The organism is uncultured Thiothrix sp. (genome assembly GCF_937876535.1).
In the GTDB taxonomy this organism is placed as follows: domain Bacteria; phylum Pseudomonadota; class Gammaproteobacteria; order Thiotrichales; family Thiotrichaceae; genus Thiolinea.
Genome location: NZ_CALFHZ010000019.1, coordinates 250,462 through 269,431 on the forward strand (window position 1 = coordinate 250,462; position 18,970 = coordinate 269,431).

33 protein-coding genes are annotated in these 18,970 nt (G+C 45.2%); all 33 read right to left on the reverse strand.

Features of this window, described 5'->3' with window-relative positions; all coding sequences use genetic code 11:
* Window positions 1-5: 5 nt before the first annotated feature.
* A complete protein-coding gene (gene bioB / locus Q0230_RS11760; protein ID WP_298610264.1) occupies window positions 6-995 on the reverse strand; it encodes a biotin synthase BioB in 990 nt (329 codons plus the stop codon).
* 9 nt (window positions 996-1,004) lie between these two features.
* Entirely contained in the window at window positions 1,005-1,382 is a 378-nt protein-coding gene (locus Q0230_RS11765) for a hypothetical protein (RefSeq protein WP_298610266.1), read from the reverse strand.
* A 135-nt stretch (window positions 1,383-1,517) separates the two neighbouring features.
* Window positions 1,518-1,898: a 50S ribosomal protein L17 gene (gene rplQ, locus Q0230_RS11770; RefSeq protein WP_298610268.1), complete on the reverse strand. Its 381-nt coding sequence runs from the start codon at window positions 1,896-1,898 to the stop codon at window positions 1,518-1,520.
* Window positions 1,899-1,933: 35 nt separating this feature from the next.
* Window positions 1,934-2,938: a DNA-directed RNA polymerase subunit alpha gene (gene rpoA, locus Q0230_RS11775; RefSeq protein ID WP_298610270.1), complete on the reverse strand. Its 1,005-nt coding sequence runs from the start codon at window positions 2,936-2,938 to the stop codon at window positions 1,934-1,936.
* A 36-nt stretch (window positions 2,939-2,974) separates the two neighbouring features.
* The gene (gene rpsD, locus Q0230_RS11780; RefSeq protein WP_298610271.1) at window positions 2,975-3,595 is read right to left on the reverse strand and encodes a 30S ribosomal protein S4; all 621 of its coding nucleotides are present in this window, start codon (window positions 3,593-3,595) and stop codon (window positions 2,975-2,977) included.
* 15 nt (window positions 3,596-3,610) lie between these two features.
* Window positions 3,611-4,018, reverse strand: coding sequence for a 30S ribosomal protein S11 (rpsK, locus tag Q0230_RS11785; protein ID WP_298610272.1), 408 nt, complete (start codon window positions 4,016-4,018; stop codon window positions 3,611-3,613).
* A 23-nt stretch (window positions 4,019-4,041) separates the two neighbouring features.
* Window positions 4,042-4,398, reverse strand: a complete 357-nt coding sequence (gene rpsM / locus Q0230_RS11790; protein ID WP_298610273.1) for a 30S ribosomal protein S13 — start codon at window positions 4,396-4,398, stop codon at window positions 4,042-4,044.
* 133 nt (window positions 4,399-4,531) lie between these two features.
* Window positions 4,532-4,648 (reverse strand): 50S ribosomal protein L36, encoded by a 117-nt coding sequence (rpmJ, locus tag Q0230_RS11795; RefSeq protein WP_078923916.1) that lies wholly within the window; start codon window positions 4,646-4,648, stop codon window positions 4,532-4,534.
* A gap of 22 nt (window positions 4,649-4,670) precedes the next feature.
* Window positions 4,671-6,026 carry a preprotein translocase subunit SecY gene (secY, locus tag Q0230_RS11800; protein WP_298610278.1) on the reverse strand — a complete coding sequence of 452 codons (1,356 nt, stop codon included), beginning with the start codon at window positions 6,024-6,026 and terminating at the stop codon, window positions 4,671-4,673.
* 9 nt (window positions 6,027-6,035) lie between these two features.
* The gene (gene rplO, locus Q0230_RS11805; RefSeq protein ID WP_298610280.1) at window positions 6,036-6,470 is read right to left on the reverse strand and encodes a 50S ribosomal protein L15; all 435 of its coding nucleotides are present in this window, start codon (window positions 6,468-6,470) and stop codon (window positions 6,036-6,038) included.
* A gap of 1 nt (window position 6,471) precedes the next feature.
* A complete protein-coding gene (rpmD, locus tag Q0230_RS11810; RefSeq protein WP_298610282.1) occupies window positions 6,472-6,660 on the reverse strand; it encodes a 50S ribosomal protein L30 in 189 nt (62 codons plus the stop codon).
* Between the two features lie 3 nt (window positions 6,661-6,663).
* Window positions 6,664-7,173 carry a 30S ribosomal protein S5 gene (gene rpsE / locus Q0230_RS11815; RefSeq protein ID WP_078923920.1) on the reverse strand — a complete coding sequence of 170 codons (510 nt, stop codon included), beginning with the start codon at window positions 7,171-7,173 and terminating at the stop codon, window positions 6,664-6,666.
* A gap of 12 nt (window positions 7,174-7,185) precedes the next feature.
* The gene (rplR, locus tag Q0230_RS11820; protein WP_298610286.1) at window positions 7,186-7,539 is read right to left on the reverse strand and encodes a 50S ribosomal protein L18; all 354 of its coding nucleotides are present in this window, start codon (window positions 7,537-7,539) and stop codon (window positions 7,186-7,188) included.
* 11 nt (window positions 7,540-7,550) lie between these two features.
* Window positions 7,551-8,078 (reverse strand): 50S ribosomal protein L6, encoded by a 528-nt coding sequence (rplF, locus tag Q0230_RS11825; protein WP_298610288.1) that lies wholly within the window; start codon window positions 8,076-8,078, stop codon window positions 7,551-7,553.
* Between the two features lie 15 nt (window positions 8,079-8,093).
* Window positions 8,094-8,489, reverse strand: coding sequence for a 30S ribosomal protein S8 (gene rpsH / locus Q0230_RS11830; protein WP_298610289.1), 396 nt, complete (start codon window positions 8,487-8,489; stop codon window positions 8,094-8,096).
* A 15-nt stretch (window positions 8,490-8,504) separates the two neighbouring features.
* A complete protein-coding gene (gene rpsN, locus Q0230_RS11835) occupies window positions 8,505-8,810 on the reverse strand; it encodes a 30S ribosomal protein S14 (protein ID WP_298610290.1) in 306 nt (101 codons plus the stop codon).
* A 15-nt stretch (window positions 8,811-8,825) separates the two neighbouring features.
* Window positions 8,826-9,365, reverse strand: coding sequence for a 50S ribosomal protein L5 (gene rplE / locus Q0230_RS11840; RefSeq protein WP_298610291.1), 540 nt, complete (start codon window positions 9,363-9,365; stop codon window positions 8,826-8,828).
* Between the two features lie 15 nt (window positions 9,366-9,380).
* Window positions 9,381-9,701 carry a 50S ribosomal protein L24 gene (gene rplX / locus Q0230_RS11845; RefSeq protein ID WP_298610292.1) on the reverse strand — a complete coding sequence of 107 codons (321 nt, stop codon included), beginning with the start codon at window positions 9,699-9,701 and terminating at the stop codon, window positions 9,381-9,383.
* Between the two features lie 29 nt (window positions 9,702-9,730).
* Complete coding sequence (gene rplN / locus Q0230_RS11850) at window positions 9,731-10,099, reverse strand: 50S ribosomal protein L14 (protein ID WP_298610293.1); 369 nt, start codon at window positions 10,097-10,099, stop codon at window positions 9,731-9,733.
* Between the two features lie 14 nt (window positions 10,100-10,113).
* Window positions 10,114-10,383: a 30S ribosomal protein S17 gene (gene rpsQ, locus Q0230_RS11855; RefSeq protein ID WP_298610335.1), complete on the reverse strand. Its 270-nt coding sequence runs from the start codon at window positions 10,381-10,383 to the stop codon at window positions 10,114-10,116.
* Window positions 10,384-10,385: 2 nt separating this feature from the next.
* On the reverse strand, window positions 10,386-10,583 hold the full coding sequence (gene rpmC / locus Q0230_RS11860) for a 50S ribosomal protein L29 (protein ID WP_078923929.1): 198 nt from the start codon (window positions 10,581-10,583) through the stop codon (window positions 10,386-10,388).
* Window positions 10,583-10,996 carry a 50S ribosomal protein L16 gene (gene rplP / locus Q0230_RS11865; protein ID WP_298610294.1) on the reverse strand — a complete coding sequence of 138 codons (414 nt, stop codon included), beginning with the start codon at window positions 10,994-10,996 and terminating at the stop codon, window positions 10,583-10,585. The genes rpmC and rplP overlap by 1 nt, the downstream gene beginning before the upstream one ends.
* A 12-nt stretch (window positions 10,997-11,008) precedes the next feature.
* Window positions 11,009-11,707, reverse strand: a complete 699-nt coding sequence (rpsC, locus tag Q0230_RS11870; protein WP_298610295.1) for a 30S ribosomal protein S3 — start codon at window positions 11,705-11,707, stop codon at window positions 11,009-11,011.
* A gap of 15 nt (window positions 11,708-11,722) precedes the next feature.
* On the reverse strand, window positions 11,723-12,052 hold the full coding sequence (gene rplV, locus Q0230_RS11875; RefSeq protein WP_298610296.1) for a 50S ribosomal protein L22: 330 nt from the start codon (window positions 12,050-12,052) through the stop codon (window positions 11,723-11,725).
* An 11-nt stretch (window positions 12,053-12,063) separates the two neighbouring features.
* Window positions 12,064-12,339: a 30S ribosomal protein S19 gene (rpsS, locus tag Q0230_RS11880; protein ID WP_078923933.1), complete on the reverse strand. Its 276-nt coding sequence runs from the start codon at window positions 12,337-12,339 to the stop codon at window positions 12,064-12,066.
* A gap of 12 nt (window positions 12,340-12,351) precedes the next feature.
* Window positions 12,352-13,179, reverse strand: a complete 828-nt coding sequence (rplB, locus tag Q0230_RS11885) for a 50S ribosomal protein L2 (RefSeq protein WP_298610297.1) — start codon at window positions 13,177-13,179, stop codon at window positions 12,352-12,354.
* Window positions 13,180-13,194: 15 nt separating this feature from the next.
* Window positions 13,195-13,488: a 50S ribosomal protein L23 gene (rplW, locus tag Q0230_RS11890; protein WP_298610298.1), complete on the reverse strand. Its 294-nt coding sequence runs from the start codon at window positions 13,486-13,488 to the stop codon at window positions 13,195-13,197.
* On the reverse strand, window positions 13,485-14,087 hold the full coding sequence (gene rplD, locus Q0230_RS11895) for a 50S ribosomal protein L4 (RefSeq protein ID WP_298610299.1): 603 nt from the start codon (window positions 14,085-14,087) through the stop codon (window positions 13,485-13,487). The genes rplW and rplD overlap by 4 nt, the downstream gene beginning before the upstream one ends.
* A 10-nt stretch (window positions 14,088-14,097) precedes the next feature.
* Entirely contained in the window at window positions 14,098-14,730 is a 633-nt protein-coding gene (gene rplC, locus Q0230_RS11900; RefSeq protein WP_298610300.1) for a 50S ribosomal protein L3, read from the reverse strand.
* Window positions 14,731-14,869: 139 nt separating this feature from the next.
* On the reverse strand, window positions 14,870-15,181 hold the full coding sequence (gene rpsJ / locus Q0230_RS11905) for a 30S ribosomal protein S10 (RefSeq protein WP_078923938.1): 312 nt from the start codon (window positions 15,179-15,181) through the stop codon (window positions 14,870-14,872).
* Between the two features lie 5 nt (window positions 15,182-15,186).
* The gene (gene tuf, locus Q0230_RS11910) at window positions 15,187-16,377 is read right to left on the reverse strand and encodes an elongation factor Tu (protein WP_298610301.1); all 1,191 of its coding nucleotides are present in this window, start codon (window positions 16,375-16,377) and stop codon (window positions 15,187-15,189) included.
* 5 nt (window positions 16,378-16,382) lie between these two features.
* On the reverse strand, window positions 16,383-18,479 hold the full coding sequence (gene fusA / locus Q0230_RS11915; protein WP_298610302.1) for an elongation factor G: 2,097 nt from the start codon (window positions 18,477-18,479) through the stop codon (window positions 16,383-16,385).
* 15 nt (window positions 18,480-18,494) lie between these two features.
* Complete coding sequence (gene rpsG / locus Q0230_RS11920; RefSeq protein WP_298610303.1) at window positions 18,495-18,968, reverse strand: 30S ribosomal protein S7; 474 nt, start codon at window positions 18,966-18,968, stop codon at window positions 18,495-18,497.
* Window positions 18,969-18,970 lie beyond the last annotated feature (2 nt).

Below are 18,970 nucleotides of genomic sequence, written 5' to 3' on the forward strand. Positions count from 1 at the left end.
AGCGCTTAGGCCTGACAAGTTTGGCAAACTGCTGCTTCCACTGGAGCAGAGCGTTCTGGTTGGATACCTAAACGCGCAAACAGTTGCATATCATGGTTTTCATCAGGATTATCGGTTGTCAACAAGCGATCACCATAGAACATCGAGTTTGCCCCTGCAAAGAAGCACCAAGCTTGGGTTTCATCACTCATTTCGGTGCGGCCTGCGGATAAACGTACATAGGATTTCGGCATCAGAATGCGTGCCACAGCAATCGTCCGAATAAAGTCTAAGGAATCTAATTTATCATTCGCAGCTAACGGTGTGCCTTCAATCCGGACTAAATCATTAATCGGTACCGACTCAGGATGTTGCTTCATGTTTGCTAATTGTTGCAAGAGGCGCGCACGATCACGCTCCGACTCACCCATGCCCAAAATACCACCGCTACATACATTAATACCGGCATTGCGCACATACTCTAAAGTATCTAAACGATCTTGATAAGTGCGAGTGGTGATGACTTGCCCGTAAAATTCGGGTGAAGTATCTAGGTTATGATTGTAGTAATCTAAACCCGCATGCTTTAAACGCTGTGCTTGACGATCCGTAAGCATGCCTAAGGTCACGCAAGTTTCCATTCCTAAATCTTTCACTGAGCTGACCATTTCGATCACTCGCTCTAAATTCTTATCCGTCGGATTACGCCAAGCAGCCCCCATGCAAAAACGAGTTGCCCCATTGGCTTGAGCCGTTTTAGCTGCGGCAATCACCTCATTCAAGGGCATCAAACGCTCGGTTTGTAAATCAGTATCGTAGCGCGCACTTTGTGAGCAATAACTACAATCTTCAGGGCAAGCACCCGTTTTAATACTCAAAAGTGTGCTAATTTGCACTTGATTAACCGTGAAATTTTGCCGATGAATCTGATGGGCTTTGAACATCAAATCATTGAAAGGCAAGGCAAATAAAGCTTGGATCTCTTCGAGCTTCCAGTTATGGCGTAATTCAGTCACACTCAACCCTCACTTCTCAATTTTAATATCATGCCAAGTCTCACGATTAATTTTTAATATCTGCTTGACAGCAAATGGAACCAATGCCAGTGCTGAGAAAATCCAAACTGCCCACCACCAATTTACAAAGAAATCCCCAGGAGCAAAAGTGAGTATGACTACATAGGCTCCTGCTAGAGCATAATAGTTATACGCACCTAACTGGGTGTAGTAACCAACCCGCGGATTGGGGTGGTGGCGTAACATCGCATAAACCAAGATTGAACCACCAAACCATAAGGCAAAAAATGGCACAGGCAGCAAACCTGCCAGCATATTACCATAATAGAAGAGTCGGGCTGTCTTGCGTGAACTCTCAGCACTTATACTTTGTGTTTCAGTACTCATAGGGGAGCATCCTTGATTAGAAAGTGCCTAAGTCTAGTAGGCTTTACTTGACTGTCAATGATACAACACAAACACTATGCAAGAAAAAAGCCGGTTATTACACCGGCTTTTATTTTTATCGACTGAGCTTAAGACTTATTCAACAGCTTGAGCTTCGCCAGCACCGTCTACTAAAGAAACATAAGCCATTGGCGCATTATCACCCGCACGGAAACCGCACTTAATGATACGTAAATAGCCACCTGGGCGTTGCTTGTAGCGTGGGCCTAATTCAGTGAATAACTTGGCAACGACTGTTTCATCACGTAAACGTGCGAAAGCAATCCGGCGGTTATGCACAGAGTCTTCTTTAGAGCGAGTAATTAAAGGCTCAGCCACGCGACGTAATTCTTTCGCTTTTGGCAGAGTAGTTTTAATCGCTTCGTAACGCAGTAATGAGTTGGTCAGGCTCTGTAACAATGCTTTGCGATGGCTGCTGTTACGGCTTAATTGACGACCAGTTTTACGATGACGCATCTTAAAATCCTTCAGGCGCTAGGTTAACCTTACAGTTAACCTACTTTACTATCTTTGTGATCGAGACCAGCAGGCGGCCAATTATCCAGCTTAGTTCCCAGAGTCAAACCGTGTGAAGCCAACACATCTTTAATTTCAGTTAAAGATTTTTTACCTAAGTTCGGCGTCTTTAACAGTTCAGTTTCTGTACGTTGTACTAGATCACCGATATAGAATAAATTTTCGGCTTTCAAGCAGTTAGCAGAACGAACGGTTAACTCAAGGTCATCCACTGGACGCAGTAAGACCGGATCAACTTCAGGTTGATTGTCGATGTGACGGATTGGCTCTTCGATATGTAGATCAAAGAAGACGGCTAATTGCTGCTGCAGAATTTGTGCAGCCATACTCAATGCATTTTCTGCATCGATCGAGCCATCAGTTTCAATCTCAACAATGAGCTTATCCATATCAGTACGTTGCTCAACCCGCGCGCTGTCTACATTGTAGGCAACACGTAAGATCGGGCTATAGCTGGCATCTAACACCAAGGTACCTAAAGGTAACTCTGGAGAGTCTGGGCCACGGCGGACTGAAGCAGGTTGATAACCACGACCACTAGTGATCGTTAAGTTCATTTCCAACTCGACATCGTCCTTAGTAATATGTGCAATCACGTAATTAGGATTAATGATTTCAACATCATGATCTAATTCGATATCTGCAGCTGTTACTGGACCTTTACCCTTTTTCTTCAGGGTTAAAGTTGCCTCATCACGTGAATTCAGGCGTACTGCTAACTTTTTCAGATTGAGCAGGATTTCAACTACGTCTTCCTGCACACCTTCAATTGTTGTGTACTCATGAACAACACCGGCAATTTGTACTTCCGTAATTGCACTGCCCGGAATGGAGGACAGCAGAATACGCCGCAGGGCATTGCCCAGCGTGTGCCCAAAACCGCGCTCCAGTGGCTCTAGAGTGATACGGGATGTGTTTAGCCCCAACTCCTGAACCTGGACATTACGTGGTTTCAGTAAATCAATCGTTTTTGAGGTCATGCTAGTCCCTGTAATCGTTGACGAGTCGGTTGAAAATTACTTAGAGTACAATTCAACAATCAATGACTCATTAATTTCAGCTGGTAGATCAGAACGATCAGGAGCAGACTTGTAAGTCCCTTGTAACTCTTTCACGTTGACATCTACCCATGACGGGAAGCCTAACTGCTCAGCTACTTTAATCGAATCTTGTACACGAACTTGCTTTTTCGCTTTTTCACGCACAGAGATTAAATCGCCTGATTTTACTTGGTAAGAAGCAATATTGACGATCTTGCCATTAACTAGAATTGCTTTATGGCTAACAAGTTGACGAGATTCAGAGCGAGTTGCACCAAAACCCATACGATACACTACGTTATCCAAACGCCCTTCTAATAAGCGCAACAGATTTTCACCGGTAGAGCCTTTTTGTTGAGCAGCTTTTTTGAAGTAATTACTGAATTGACGCTCAAGAACACCGTAAATACGACGCACTTTTTGCTTTTCACGTAACTGAACACCATAGTCTGATAAACGACCACGGCCTTCACCGTGCTGACCTGGTTTTTTATCTAGTTTACATTTTTTCTCAAGAGACACACCGCGGCTCTTAAGATAGAGATCTGTACCTTCGCGTCTGCTTAGCTTACAGGTAGGTCCAATATATCTTGCCATTGTTAACTGCTCCCGTTACACACGACGCTTCTTAGGCGGACGGCAACCATTATGAGGAATGGGTGTAACATCCGTAATGTTGGTAATTTTGTAGCCTACATTATTTAAGGCACGTACTGCAGATTCACGGCCAGGGCCAGGGCCCTTAACTTCCACATCTAAGTTTTTCAGGCCATATTCTTTAGCTGCAGTACCGGCACGCTCTGCTGCAACTTGTGCTGCGAATGGAGTGCTTTTACGTGAGCCGCGGAAACCTGAACCACCTGCAGTCGCCCATGCTAAGGCATTACCTTGACGGTCAGTAATGGTAACAATAGTATTGTTAAAAGACGCGAAGATGTGTGCAACACCATCAGTAACGGTCTTTTTGATTTTCTTAGCGCGCGCATTGGCAACGCTCTTTTTGGTTGGCTGTTTTGCCATAACTTAACTATCCTGTAACCTGATCACTTACGGATTGGACGGCGCGGCCCTTTACGGGTGCGAGCATTAGTTTTGCTACGTTGTCCACGTACGGGAAGACCACGTCTATGACGGACGCCACGATAGCAGCCCATATCCATTAAGCGTTTAATGCTCATGGAAACTTCACGACGCAGATCACCTTCGACCAGGAACTTAGCGACTTCAGCGCGAACTCTTTCTAATTGTTCTTCGTTCAAGTCACGAATTTTAGTTTGCGGTTCAATACCCGCCGCTTTACAAATGTCTTGAGCGCGCGGACGCCCAATTCCGTAAATAGCTGTCAGGCCAATGACAGTATGCTTATTTACAGGAAGATTAATACCCGCAATACGAGCCATTAAAGATATTCTCCAGATTCTCGGAAAAGCCGGCGATTATGCCGAAACTTTTACTATTTATCAACAAATAACCCCTGCCAAGGCAGAGGTCATTTAAGGTCCTTACCCTAACAAGAGTAAGAACAATCTGTTTTTAACCCTGACGTTGTTTATGACGCGGATCAGACGAGCAGATTACACGTACTACACCACTGCGACGAATAATACGGCAGTTACGGCATAATTTTTTTACAGAAGCTCTAACCTTCATGACAACCTCTTCACTAAATCAACTAACGCACTGTGCCAGGACGAGTCTGCGTTTTGAAATTGGCTTTCTTCATCAGACCTTCGTACTGATGCGACATCATGTGTGCTTGTAATTGGGACAAGAAATCCATAACTACAACGACGATGATTAATAATGATGTACCACCAAAGTAGAACGGCACATTCCAACCTAAGATTAAAAACTCGGGCAATAAACAAACTAAAGTAATGTAGATCGCGCCAACACCTGTTAAACGAGTCATTACACCATCTATATATTTAGCAGTTTGCTCACCTGGACGAATTCCAGGAATGAAAGCACCCGCTTTCTTTAAATTGTCTGCAGTTTCCCGTGAGTTGAAGACTAAGGCTGTATAGAAAAAAGAGAAAAATACAATAGCCATAGCATAGAACAACACATAAAGTGGCTGTCCAGGCTGTAGCATATTAACGAAATTTTGAATGATTCCTGTACCATCAGCACCACTAAACCAGTGACCTAAAGTAGCTGGGAACAAAATAATACTAGAAGCAAAGATAGGTGGAATAACACCAGCCATATTTAGCTTTAATGGCAAATGGCTAGATTGCCCCGCATACATTTTCCGCCCTTGTTGGCGATTAGCATAGTTAACCGTAATACGCCGCTGCCCACGCTCAACGAAAATAACGAAGGCAGTTACAATAATAACTAAGACCATCAACAAGATAACGAAGAATGGAGACAACTCACCGGTATTCACTAGCTCTAGAGTACCCGCAACAGCTGCTGGCAGGCCAGCTACAATCCCTGAGAAGATAATCAGTGAAATACCATTGCCAATACCACGTTCAGTAATTTGCTCACCTAACCACATCAGAAACAGAGTTCCAGTGACTAAGGTAACAACTGTAGTCAGAATAAAACCGTAGCCTGGATTAATAGCGATAGTTTGACCACCACCAATGTCTTGCCCACCTAAGGCGATAGCAACACCTAAGCTTTGGAACAGAGCTAAAGCTACCGTGCCATAACGCGTGTACTGTGTTATTTTACGTCTACCAGTCTCCCCTTCTTTCTTGAGCTGCTCAAGTGAAGGAATAACTGTAGTCATTAACTGAATAATGATTGATGCAGAAATATAAGGCATTACCCCTAAAGCAAACACACTTAAACGTTGTAAGGCACCACCAGAAAACATATTGAAGACGCCAAGAATGGTGCCACTGTTTTGCTCAAAAAATTGAGACATGGCCAGTGGATTTACCCCTGGAACAGGAATAAAAGTACCAATTCGATAAACGATTAAAGCCAGCAGCACGAAGACGAGCCGCTGACGCACTTCAGCTATGTTGCCAAATCCTGCGAAGGATCCGGTTGAAGCAGGTGACTTTGCCATTTTTAGTAATTATTCCTCGATTTTGCCGCCTACGGCCTCAATCGCTGATTTAGCACCTTTAGTAGCGCCTACACCTTGCAAGGTGAAAGCTTTTTCGACTTTACCAGATAAAATAACTTTAGCTTGCAAAGTACGTGCAGGGATTACATTAGCTGCTTTTAGAGAAGCCAAGCTAATCACATCGCCGTCAACTTTTGCTAATTCGTCTAAACGAACTTCAGCAGTACGTGCACCAATCCGGGAAATAAAGCCCATTTTTGGCAAACGACGTTGCAAAGGCATTTGACCGCCTTCGAAACCGACTTTATGGAAACCGCCAGCACGTGATTTTTGACCTTTATGACCACGACCTGCAGTTTTACCTAAGCCTGAACCAATACCACGGCCTACACGCGTACGCGCAGGACGGCTACCAGCTGCTGGTTGTAAGGTATTCAGTTTCATCTTAAGCTTCCTCAACCTTAAGCAGGTAAGAAATCTTATTGATCATGCCACGATTTTCTGGCGTATCAATAACTTCTACCGTGCGATTCATACGACGAATGCCTAAGCCGCTTGCGCATTGCTGATGGCTTTTCAAACGACCACTAATGCTACGCACTAGGGTCAATTTAATTTTTTTAACTTCTGACATGGCTTATCCTTTGATCTCTTCAACGGTTTTGCCACGCTTAGCTGCAATCATCTCTGGAGCATGCATAGAAGCTAAACCGCCAATCGTAGCGCGGATTACGTTGCCTGCATTCCGTGTACCAATACACTTAGACAGAACGTTTTTAACCCCAGCAACCTCAAGTACTGCACGCATCGCGCCACCGGCGATAACACCAGTACCTTCAGAAGCAGGTTGCATAAACACAGTCGCAGCACCAGAAGAGTACTTAATTGGGTACTGTAAAGTGCCATCTACCAAAGCCACATTAACCATGCTCTTACGAGCTTGTTCCATCGCTTTTTGAATCGCAGCTGGCACTTCACGTGCTTTGCCATAACCAAAACCAACGCGGCCATTACCATCACCTACTACGGTTAAAGCAGTAAAACTGAAGATACGACCACCCTTAACTACTTTAGAAACGCGGTTAACATGAACCAACTTTTCTTGCAGGCCGTCTGTTGACGCTGTTGTATTTTCTACCTTTGCCATAAGACTTAACCCTTAGAATTTCAAGCCAGCTTCACGAGCAGCATCTGCTAAAGCTTTGATACGGCCATGATATTTAAAACCGGAACGGTCAAAGGCTACCGCCTCAACCCCTTGGGCTTTAGCACGCTCAGCTACTAACTTACCAACAGCTGCAGCAGCATCCACATTACCGGTATAATCTAATGAACCACGTAAATCTTTTTCTACTGTAGAAGCACTAGCAATCACTTTATCCCCTTCAGGTGCAATGATTTGTGCATAGATATGACGTGGTGTGCGATGTACGCACAAACGTGTAGCACGTAACTCACGCATCTTGCTGCGTGCGGTTTTGCTACGACGAATACGACTTAATTTCTTTTCCATGCTAGGCTACCTTACTTCTTCTTGGCTTCTTTACGGATGATTTTTTCATCAACGTATTTCACACCCTTGCCTTTGTAAGGCTCTGGTGGACGATAAGCACGCACTTCAGCAGCCACTTGACCCACTTTTTGTTTGTCAACGCCACGGATAATAATGTCAGTCTGGCTCGGAGTTTCTACTGTAATCCCTGCTGGTACTTCGTAGACCACTGGATGAGAGAAACCTAAAGACAGATTTAGCTTACTACCTTGAGCTTGTGCACGATAACCAACACCCACCAGTTGCAGTTTCTTTTCAAAACCTTCACTGACACCTTTAACCATGCTAGTGGTTAAAGCAGAAGTTGTACCAGCTAAAGCCCAGGCACCTTCAGCACGTGGGCGGAAACTCAATACATTGTTTTCTTGGGTAACTTCTACATCTGCATGGACATCTAGTTCTAACGAACCTTTAGAGCCCTTGACATTCAGACGCTGCCCGTCAATTTTGACCTCAACACCTTTCGGTACTGTTAGGCCTCTTTTCGCTATACGTGACATGAGAATCTGCCTACCTTACTCAACCACACAGATGACTTCGCCACCTTGACCCATTGCACGCGCTGCACGATCACTCATGACACCTGCGGAGGTCGAAACGATAGCCACACCATAACCACCCATAACTTTAGGCAGTTCATCTTTGCCGCGGAATACACGCAGACCAGGACGACTAGTGCGAGCAATACGGCTAATAACAGGTTTACCTTGGAAGTACTTTAATTTTACTGTAGTGACAGGTTTACCACCATTTTCATCTACATCAAAACCTAGGATATAACCTTCGTTCAATAATACTTCTAAAATCGCTTTCTTTTGCTTAGAAGCTGGGAAAGAGACAGTTGCCTTGCTAGCTGCTTGACCGTTACGGATGCGAGTCAGCATATCGGCAATAGGATCACTCATACTCATGATATTTCTCTCCTCTTACCAGCTAGCCTTAGTTAAACCAGGTACATCGCCACGCATTGCTGCTTCACGTAATTTGTTACGGCATAAGCCAAACTTACGATAAACACCATGTGGACGACCTGTGACATTACAACGACGTTGCTTACGCACTGTACTACTGTCACGTGGTAACTTTTGCAGAGCAGTACTAGCTGCCAATACTTCTTCAAGAGAACTGGCTGGGCTTGCAATTACTTTTTTCAATTGAGCACGTTTGTCAACAAACTTAGCTGCTGTCTCAGCACGCTTAACTTCACGTGCAATCATGGATTTCTTTGCCATGTAACTCGTATCCTCTTACTGTCTGAAAGGGAATTTGAAGGCTTCAAGTAAAGCCTTTCCCTCTTCATCAGTTTTAGCAGTAGTGGTAATGGTAATATTCATACCGCGTAGAGCGTCGATCTTATCGTAATCAATTTCAGGGAAAATGATTTGCTCTTTAACGCCCATGTTGTAGTTACCACGGCCATCAAAACCTCTTGGGTTCAGACCACGGAAGTCACGGATACGAGGAATAGATACGTTGATTAAACGATCTAAAAACTCATACATGCGTTCACGACGCAAGGTTACTTTACAACCAATTGGCCAGTTGTCACGAATTTTAAAGCCTGCAATTGACTTACGGCTTAAGGTAACAACTGGTTTTTGACCAGCGATTTTTGTCATATCATTGACAGCGTGTTCAATGACTTTTTTATCCCCAACCGCCTCACCTAAACCCATATTCAGGGTAATTTTGGTGATGCGAGGAATCTCCATTACATTTTGTGTACCGAGTTTTTCTGTCAGTTCTTTAATGACAGCTTCACGGTAATATTGCTGTAACCTTGCCATGAAATATTTTACCTATTAAGCGTCTACGCGCTCACCGTTGGATTTGAAGACACGGATTTTCTTGCCATCTTCCAGGAGCTTGAATCCAATCCGATCACCCTTGCCAGTGGCCGGGTTGACTAACATAACATTAGAGGCTTGAATGGGCATTTCTTTTTCAACCACACCACCTTGCACACCTAATGTTGGGTTTGGTTTTTGGTGTTTCTTTACAACATTAACACCTTTAACCAAAACTTTACCGGTCGCCAGAACTTGCATCACTGAGCCACGGCGCCCTTTGTCTTTGCCTGTAATGACAACGACTTGGTCGTTTTTACGAATCTTTTGCATCACTTCACCTACGCTATGTCAGCTCAGCCGTCTTAAAGCACTTCTGGTGCCAGCGAGATAATCTTCATAAAACGGTCACCACGCAATTCACGCGTAACCGGGCCAAAGATACGAGTTCCAATAGGTTCTAATTTGTTATTCAGTAATACAGCTGCATTACCATCAAAACGAATTACAGAACCATCGTTACGACGTACACCCTTAGCAGTACGAACGATAACGGCATTATACACATCACCTTTCTTTACTTTACCGCGTGGGATAGCGTCTTTAATACTTACTTTGATTACATCGCCAATATTGGCATAACGACGATGTGAACCACCTAAAACCTTGATACACATTACGCGACGTGCACCACTGTTATCTGCAATTTGCAGCATTGATTGCATCTGGATCATGTCTACTCTCCGTCTTAGGCTTCGCCAGCTGCGCGCTCGACGACCTTAACCAAAGTCCAGTGCTTGGTCTTTGACAGAGGGCGGCACTCTTTGAAACTTACAGTGTCGCCAACCTTGCACTCATTATTCTCATCATGAACATGATATTTTTTAGAACGTTTAATAAACTTTCCATAGATAGGATGCTTTACTTGACGCTCCATCAATACCACGATGGATTTATCCATTTTGTCGCTGATGACGCGCCCCATCAAACTGCGTTCGACTTTAACTTCTTCGCTCATCATCATTTACCTGCAACTTTCTTTTCTGACAGAATCGTTTTAATACGTGCAATTTCGAGACGCACACGTTTCATTTCTGAAGGACGTGACAACTGGCCAGCTGCCTGTTGCATACGCAATTTAAATTGCTCTTTCAGGTTTTCAGTCAGTTCAGACTTGAGCTCATCAACGGACTTTTGACGTAATTCTACTGCTTTCATCACATCACCTGACGGGAAACGAATGCTGTTTTAAACGGTAATTTGGCTGATGCTAAGCGGAAAGCTTCACGCGCCATTTCTTCACTCACACCTTGCATCTCATACAGGACTAGGCCAGGTTGTACTAGGGCTACCCAGTATTCAACATTACCTTTACCTTTACCCATACGGACTTCTAAAGGCTTTTTACTAATTGGTTTGTCAGGGAACACGCGAATCCACAACTTACCACCACGACGCACGTGACGATTAATGGCACGACGTGCTGATTCAATTTGACGAGCAGTCATACGACCACGCTCTAATGCTTTCAATCCGTATTCGCCGAAGCTAACAGCATTACCTGCTTGAGCTAAGCCGCGATTACGGCCTTTGTGCATTTTACGGAATTTGGTTCTTTTGGGCTGTAACATCTCAAACCTCTATCACTTCTTCTTTCTAGCCTGCTGGTTATTTGCATTCCCAGAGTTAGATTGTTTCTGTTCAAGGTCAAAGACCTCACCCTTGAAAATCCAAACTTTCACACCGATGATGCCATAAGTCGTTAAGGCTTCAGCAGTTGCATAGTCGATGTCGGCACGTAGTGTATGTAATGGAACACGACCTTCACGATACCATTCAGTACGTGCGATCTCTGCACCATTCAAACGGCCTGCAACGCTAACTTTAATGCCCAGTGCACCTAAACGCATGGCATTACTTACTGCCCGCTTCATGGCACGACGGAACATAATCCGACGCTCGAGCTGGCTAGTAATGCTTTCTGCAACCAATTGAGCATCTAATTCAGGCTTACGAATTTCTTCAATGTTCAATTTTACATTGTTGACATGTAAACCCATGATACCAGCAACATCAGCACGTAATTTCTCAATATCCTCACCTTTCTTGCCGATAACCATACCAGGGCGAGCTGTGTGGATAGTGATAAAAGCAGACTTAGCAGGACGCTCAATTTGAATGCGACTGACTGAAGCTTCTTTCAGTTTTTTCTTTAAGAATGCACGAACTTCTAAATCTTTATGTAGAAATTCTGCATAGTCTTTACCTTCTGCATACCATTTTGAACGCCAATCAGATGCGATGCCAAGACGGATGCCAGTTGGATGTACTTTTTGACCCATATTTAACCTCTGACCTCAATCGCCAACAGCGACAGTGATGTGACTGGTACGTTTCAAAATGCGATTTCCACGACCTTTGGCACGAGGCATCATCCGTTTCATGATCGGCCCCTGATCGACAAAAATCGTTTTTACAGAAAGCTCATCCACATCCGCGCCATTGTTATGCTCAGCATTAGCAATCGCCGACTCGAGAACTTTCTTAATGATCTCAGCGCCTTTTTTCGGGCTGAATGCTAAGATTTCTAAAGCTTTGCCAACTGGCAGACCACGAATTTGATCAGCAACTAATCGACCTTTCTGAGGCGAAATACGCGCAAAGCGCAAGCGAGCTGCAACTTCCATATTTATACCCCTTACTTCTTCGATTTTTTGTCAGCAGCATGGCCACGATAAGAACGAGTGGCTGCAAACTCACCCAACTTGTGGCCAACCATATTTTCATTAACCAACACAGGTACGTGTTGTTTGCCGTTATGTACAGCAATCGTCAAACCAACCATATCTGGTAGGATCATTGAGCGGCGAGACCAAGTCTTAATCGGCTTGCGATCATTTTTGGCAACCGCAGCTTCAACCTTACTCATCAAATGATGGTCAACGAATGGACCTTTCTTTAGTGAACGTGGCACGACTTAATCCCCTTACTTTTTGTTCCGGCGACGTACGATCATCTTATCAGTACGCTTATTACTACGAGTCTTATAACCCTTGGTTGGAACACCCCAAGGCGTTACTGGATGACGACCACCAGAGGTACGACCTTCACCACCACCATGTGGATGGTCAACCGGGTTCATCGCAACACCGCGCACGGTTGGACGTACACCACGCCAACGTTTCGCACCTGCTTTACCCAATTTGGTCAAACCATGCTCAGAGTTACCGACTTCACCGATGGTGGCACGGCACTCAGATAATACTTTACGCATTTCACCAGAACGTAAACGCAAGGTTGCGTAGTTACCTTCTTTAGCCACTAACTGCACAGAAGCACCAGCGCTACGTGCTAACTGAGCACCTTTGCCTGGACGCATTTCTACACAGTGAACTACCGAACCAACTGGGATATTACGCAAGGGCAGAGAATTACCCACTGCAATCGGAGCGTGTTGACCAGAGATAACTGAATCACCCGCAGATAGGTTTTTCGGGGCAATAATATAACGACGCTCACCATCCGCGTAAAGCACTAATGCAATATTTGCACTACGATTAGGATCATACTCTAAATGCTCAACGTGACCTGGAATTTCATCTTTACGACGCTTGAAATCTACCAAGCGATAATGTTGACGATGGCCACCACCGATGTGGCGCACAGTCATCCGACCGCGATTATTCCGCCCACCGCTTTTGGTTTTCCGCTCCAGTAGGCTTTTGCAAGGTGCACCTTTGTGCAACTCCTTATTAACAACATGGACCTGGAAGCGACGCCCTGGAGATGTTGGTTTTGCCTTAACGACTGCCATGACTAATCCTTAACCTTATTCAGCGGAAGCATCGAGAGATTGACCTTCAGCCAAGCGTACATACGCTTTTTTCCAGTCACTACGTTGACCGGCACGGCGACCGAAGTTCTTCTGCTTACCTTTAACATTGACAGTCCGCACTTGGTCAACCGCGACCTCAAACAACAATTGAACTGCCTCTTTAATGTCTTCTTTAGTTGCATTTTTAGCAACTTTGAACACATATTGATTTGCTGACTCAGTTGCAGCGACGCTCTTTTCGGTCATGCGTGGAGCCAACAATACTTTGTACAAACGTTCTTGGCTCATGCCAACCACTCCTGAATCTTTTCTACCGCTGAGCGAGTCATCACAACTTTCTCATGGCCAACTAAGCTCACTGGGTTCAATTCAGTTACCGAAGTAACTTCGCAATAAGGAATATTGCGAGCTGCCAGCAATACATTAACATCGGCCACTTCAGATACTAACAACACGTCGTTAGTACCATAATCTTTTAGTTTTGCGATCATCAACTTAGTCTTAGATTCTTCTAAGCTAATTGAATCAACGATCACAAAGCGTTCTTGGCGTACTAACTCAGATAAAATGGCACGCATAGCTGCACGGTACATTTTTTTATTGAGTTTTTGTTCAAAGCTACGTGGGCGAGCAGCAAAAGTCACACCACCAGTACGCCATAAAGGACCACGGGTAGTACCTGCACGTGCACGACCTGTACCTTTTTGGCGGAAAGGCTTTAGACCACCACCGCTCACATCAGAACGATTCTTTTGAGCTTTAGTGCCAGAGCGACCTGCTGCCATATAAGCAACTACTGCTTGATGCACTAAACCTTCATTAAATTCGCGGTTAAACACCACTTCATTTACGGTAAGGGTGCCGCCGTTTGCTACTTGCAATTCCATACCTAGATCCTTATGCCTTTACTGAGTGCTTCACGGAGACACTACCACCAGTAGCACCAGGAACTGCACCCTTCACTAATAACAGGTTGCGCTCAGCGTCAACACGGATAACTTCTAAGCTCTGCACGCTAGTGTTTACACCACCTAAACGACCAGCCATTTTCTTACCGGGGAAAACACGACCTGGAGTTTGGTTTTGACCAGTAGAACCTGGTACACGGTGAGAACGAGAGTTACCGTGAGTGGCATCTTGACCACGGAAGTTGTGGCGTTTAATGGTACCGGCATAGCCTTTACCTTTACTAACACCAGCGACATCCACATACTGGCCTTGCTCAAACATGCTAACGGTTAACTCAGCGCCTGCTTGGTATTCAGCAGCTGCATCAACTCGAGACTCTTGCACTTGCGTTCCAACTGGAACACCAGACTTGGCAAAATGCCCAATCAGAGCTTTATTAACACGTGAAGCTTTTTTCTCACCTACAGATAACTGAATAGCTTCATAGCCATCGCTTTCTTTAGTTTTGACTTGAGACACACGGTTTGGCGCAATCTCTAAGACGGTGACAGGAACCGCATCCCCAGATTCACCGAAAATACGGGTCATACCGATTTTGCGACCCAATAGACTGATAGCCATTTGCTTACCTCTTCACTACTCTGACGAGCACTTCTGCTAATTCTTGTCTTTAGAAAAACTCGGCTCGACAAGATGTCGAGCCGAAGAAAGCCGCGCATTATATACGGAAAATTAACGCACGTTAAGTATTTATTTCAAATCAATTCAATTTAATCTGAACATCAACGCCTGCCGCTAAATCCAGCTTCATCAGTGCATCAACGGTTTTGTCGGTTGGATCAATAATATCCATCAAACGCTTGTGAGTACGGATCTCATATTGATCACGAGCATCCTTATTCACGTGTGGAGAAATCAGGATAGTGTGACGCTCAATACGAGTTGGTAATGGGATTGGTCCCTTTACACGTGCACCAGTACGCTTTGCAGTTTCAACAATTTCCATTGCTGAACGATCAATCAAACGATGATCAAATGCTTTCAGACGAATACGAATTCTTTGGTCAGACATATGTTTTACTCAACAATTTTAGCGACGACACCAGCGCCTACAGTACGACCGCCTTCACGGATCGCAAAACGTAAACCATCTTCCATCGCAATCGGATTAATCAGTGTGATTACCATCTTCACGTTATCACCAGGCATGACCATCTCAACGCCTTCAGGTAATTCGCAAGCACCAGTCACATCCGTGGTACGGAAATAGAATTGTGGACGATAGCCATTGAAGAAGGGAGTATGACGTCCACCTTCTTCCTTAGACAAGACGTACACTTCAGCTTCGAATTTGTTGTGGGGCTTAATAGTGCCTGGTTTGCACAGAACTTGACCACGTTCAACGTCATCACGCTTAGTACCACGTAATAACAGACCAACGTTATCGCCCGCTTGACCTTGGTCTAGCAGTTTACGGAACATTTCAACGCCCGTAACAGTTGTAGAGGTGGTAGCACGAATACCCACGATTTCTACGGTTTCACCCACTTTGATCACGCCGCGCTCGATACGACCGGTCACAACCGTACCACGACCTGAGATGGAGAAGACGTCTTCAACCGGCATCAAGAAAGCACCGTCAATCGCACGCTCAGGTTCTGGGATATAAGTATCTAAGGCATTGATCAGTTCAGCGATAGACGGTTCGCCAATCGGTGAGGTGTCACCTTCTAAGGCGGCACGCGCTGAACCTTTGATAATCGGGGTGTCATCGCCTGGGAATTCATAGCTGGATAACAGCTCACGCAGTTCCATCTCAACCAGTTCTAACAGCTCTTCATCGTCCACTAGGTCACATTTGTTCATGTAGACCACGATGTAAGGAACACCGACTTGGCGAGATAATAGGATGTGCTCACGTGTTTGTGGCATGGGGCCGTCTGCTGCGGAACACACCAGAATCGCGCCGTCCATTTGTGCAGCACCCGTGATCATGTTTTTAACATAGTCCGCATGGCCGGGGCAGTCGACGTGGGCATAGTGGCGGTTTTCTGATTCATATTCTACGTGTGCCGTAGAAATGGTAATACCCCGTGCTTTCTCTTCTGGAGCCGCGTCAATTTGGTCATACGCTTTCGCTTCGCCACCAAATTTACGGGATTGAACCACTGTCAAAGCCGCGGTCAAGGTCGTCTTGCCGTGGTCTACGTGTCCTATCGTTCCGACGTTCACGTGCGGCTTTGTGCGCTCAAATTTACTCTTTGCCATTTATTTCACCTTTTTTTCAACACTGCCTGAACAACATGGGCAGGCGCTTCTGCGTATTTCGCGAACTCCATTGAGTAACTGGCACGTCCCTGTGTTGCTGAACGCACATCAGTGGCATAACCAAACATTTCACTCAACGGCACTTCCGCACGTATAATCTTGCCAGATGGAGAATCATCCATCCCTTGAACGACACCACGACGGCGATTTAAATCGCCCATGACATCGCCCATATAATCTTCTGGAGTCACTACTTCGACTTTCATAATTGGCTCTAACAAGGCTGGATCAGCGTCGAGGACACCGCTACGCAAAGCCATAGAGCCTGCAATTTTGAAAGCCAACTCACTTGAATCAACATCGTGATAAGAGCCATCAAAAGCAGTCACTTTCATGTCTACTAAGGGGTAACCGACCATTACGCCATTACCCATCTGTTCACGAACACCTTTATCGACCGCAGGTACGAATTCTTTAGGAACTACACCACCCACAATAGCATTCTCGAACTTATAACCTTCACCTTCAGCCAAAGGCTCTAAGCGCAACCAAATATGTCCATATTGCCCACGGCCACCCGATTGACGCACGAACTTACCTTCGGCTTCTACCACTTTCCGAATAGTCTCACGGTAAGCAACCTGGGGAGCACCCACATTACACTCGACTTTGAATTCGCGTTTCATACGATCAACAATAATGTCGAGGTGTAATTCACCCATACCGGAAATAATTGTCTGTCCTGAATCTTGATCTGTATGCACACGGAAGGAAGGGTCTTCTTGTGCCAAACGGCTTAGGGCTAAGCCCATTTTTTCTTGATCCGCTTGAGATTTTGGCTCAACCGCGACCGAAATCACCGGTTCAGGAAAATCCATTTTTTCTAGAGTGATCACATGCGTCAGATCACTTAAAGTTTCACCGGTCGTGACATCTTTTAAGCCCACCGCAGCAGCAATATCACCCGCGTAAACTTCTTTAATTTCTTCACGCGAATTGGCATGCATTTGCATAATACGACCAATACGCTCGCGTTTACTTTTAGTAGGATTGAAAATGACGTCGCCCGTTTTTAATACACCTGAGTAAACACGGAAAAAGGTCAACGAACCTACAAAGGGGTCAGTCGCAATTTTGAAAGCTAAAGCAGCAAAAGGCTCAGTATCTGATGCATGACGCTCAGCTGGAGTTTCCTTAGCATCGTCAGTAATGCCTTTAATAGCAGGCACGTCGACTGGAGCTGGCAGATAGCGCACCACTGCATCTAAAACGGCTTGCACCCCTTTATTTTTAAAGGCAGAGCCGCATAAAACTGGCACAATCTCACCCGATAACGTACGTAGGCGTAAGCCACGATGAATATCTTCAAGCGATAATTCACCCGACTCTAAATACTGATCCATTAGCGCTTCATCAGCTTCAGCCGCCGCTTCAACCATGTGCTCACGCCATTCCTGGCAAGCAGCTTTCATCTCATCTGGAATAGCTTTAGCGGTATAGCTCATACCCATATCCGCTTCATTCCAGTAGATCGCCTCCATACGTGCTAAATCAACTACACCTGTGAAATTCTCTTCAGCCCCGATCGGCAACTGAACAGGCACTGCCGTAGAACCTAGGCGAGTTTTGATTTGCTCGACAACACGTAAGAAATTAGCACCAGCACGGTCCATCTTATTGACGAACGCAACACGGGGCACATGGTATTTATTCGCTTGACGCCAAACTGTCTCTGACTGGGGTTCGACACCACCAACCGCGCAAAACACTGCAACTGCACCATCTAGAACGCGCAGTGAGCGCTCTACTTCAATCGTAAAATCAACGTGGCCGGGTGTATCGATGATATTGATACGATGCTGATCAAACTGTTGATCCATACCCGACCAGAAGCAAGTAGTCGCCGCAGAAGTAATGGTAATTCCACGCTCTTGTTCTTGCTCCATCCAGTCCATGGTAGCTGCGCCATCATGAACTTCGCCAATCTTATGCGAGACGCCTGTGTAGAACAAAACACGTTCAGTCGTCGTCGTTTTACCCGCATCAATGTGAGCCATGATGCCGATATTACGATAGCGTTCTATGGGTGTTTTACGAGACACAGGCTAAGTTCCAAGTTAGTTCCAGCGGAAGTGAGCGAAAGCTTTATTGGCTTCAGCCATACGGTGAGTATCTTCACGCTTTTTCACTGCAGAGCCACGCTTTTCAGCAGCATCCATCAACTCGCCTGCTAATTTGCGCGCCATTGATTTTTCACCACGCTTGCGCGCAGCTTCAATTAACCAACGCATCGCTAATGCATTTTGACGAGAAGGACGCACCTCAACAGGCACTTGATAAGTAGCACCACCGACGCGGCGAGCTTTTACTTCCACAGCAGGACGTGCATTGTCTAAAGCATCACTTAGGACATTCATACCGTCACCGCCCTTTTTCTGAGCGATTTCGTCTAAAGCACCATAAATGATTTTTTCAGCTACTGCTTTCTTGCCGTCTTTCATCACAGCATTCATAAATTTGCTGAGCATTTCACTGCCGAATTTTGGATCTGGCAACACTTCGCGTTTGGGGACTTCTCTTCTTCTAGGCATTT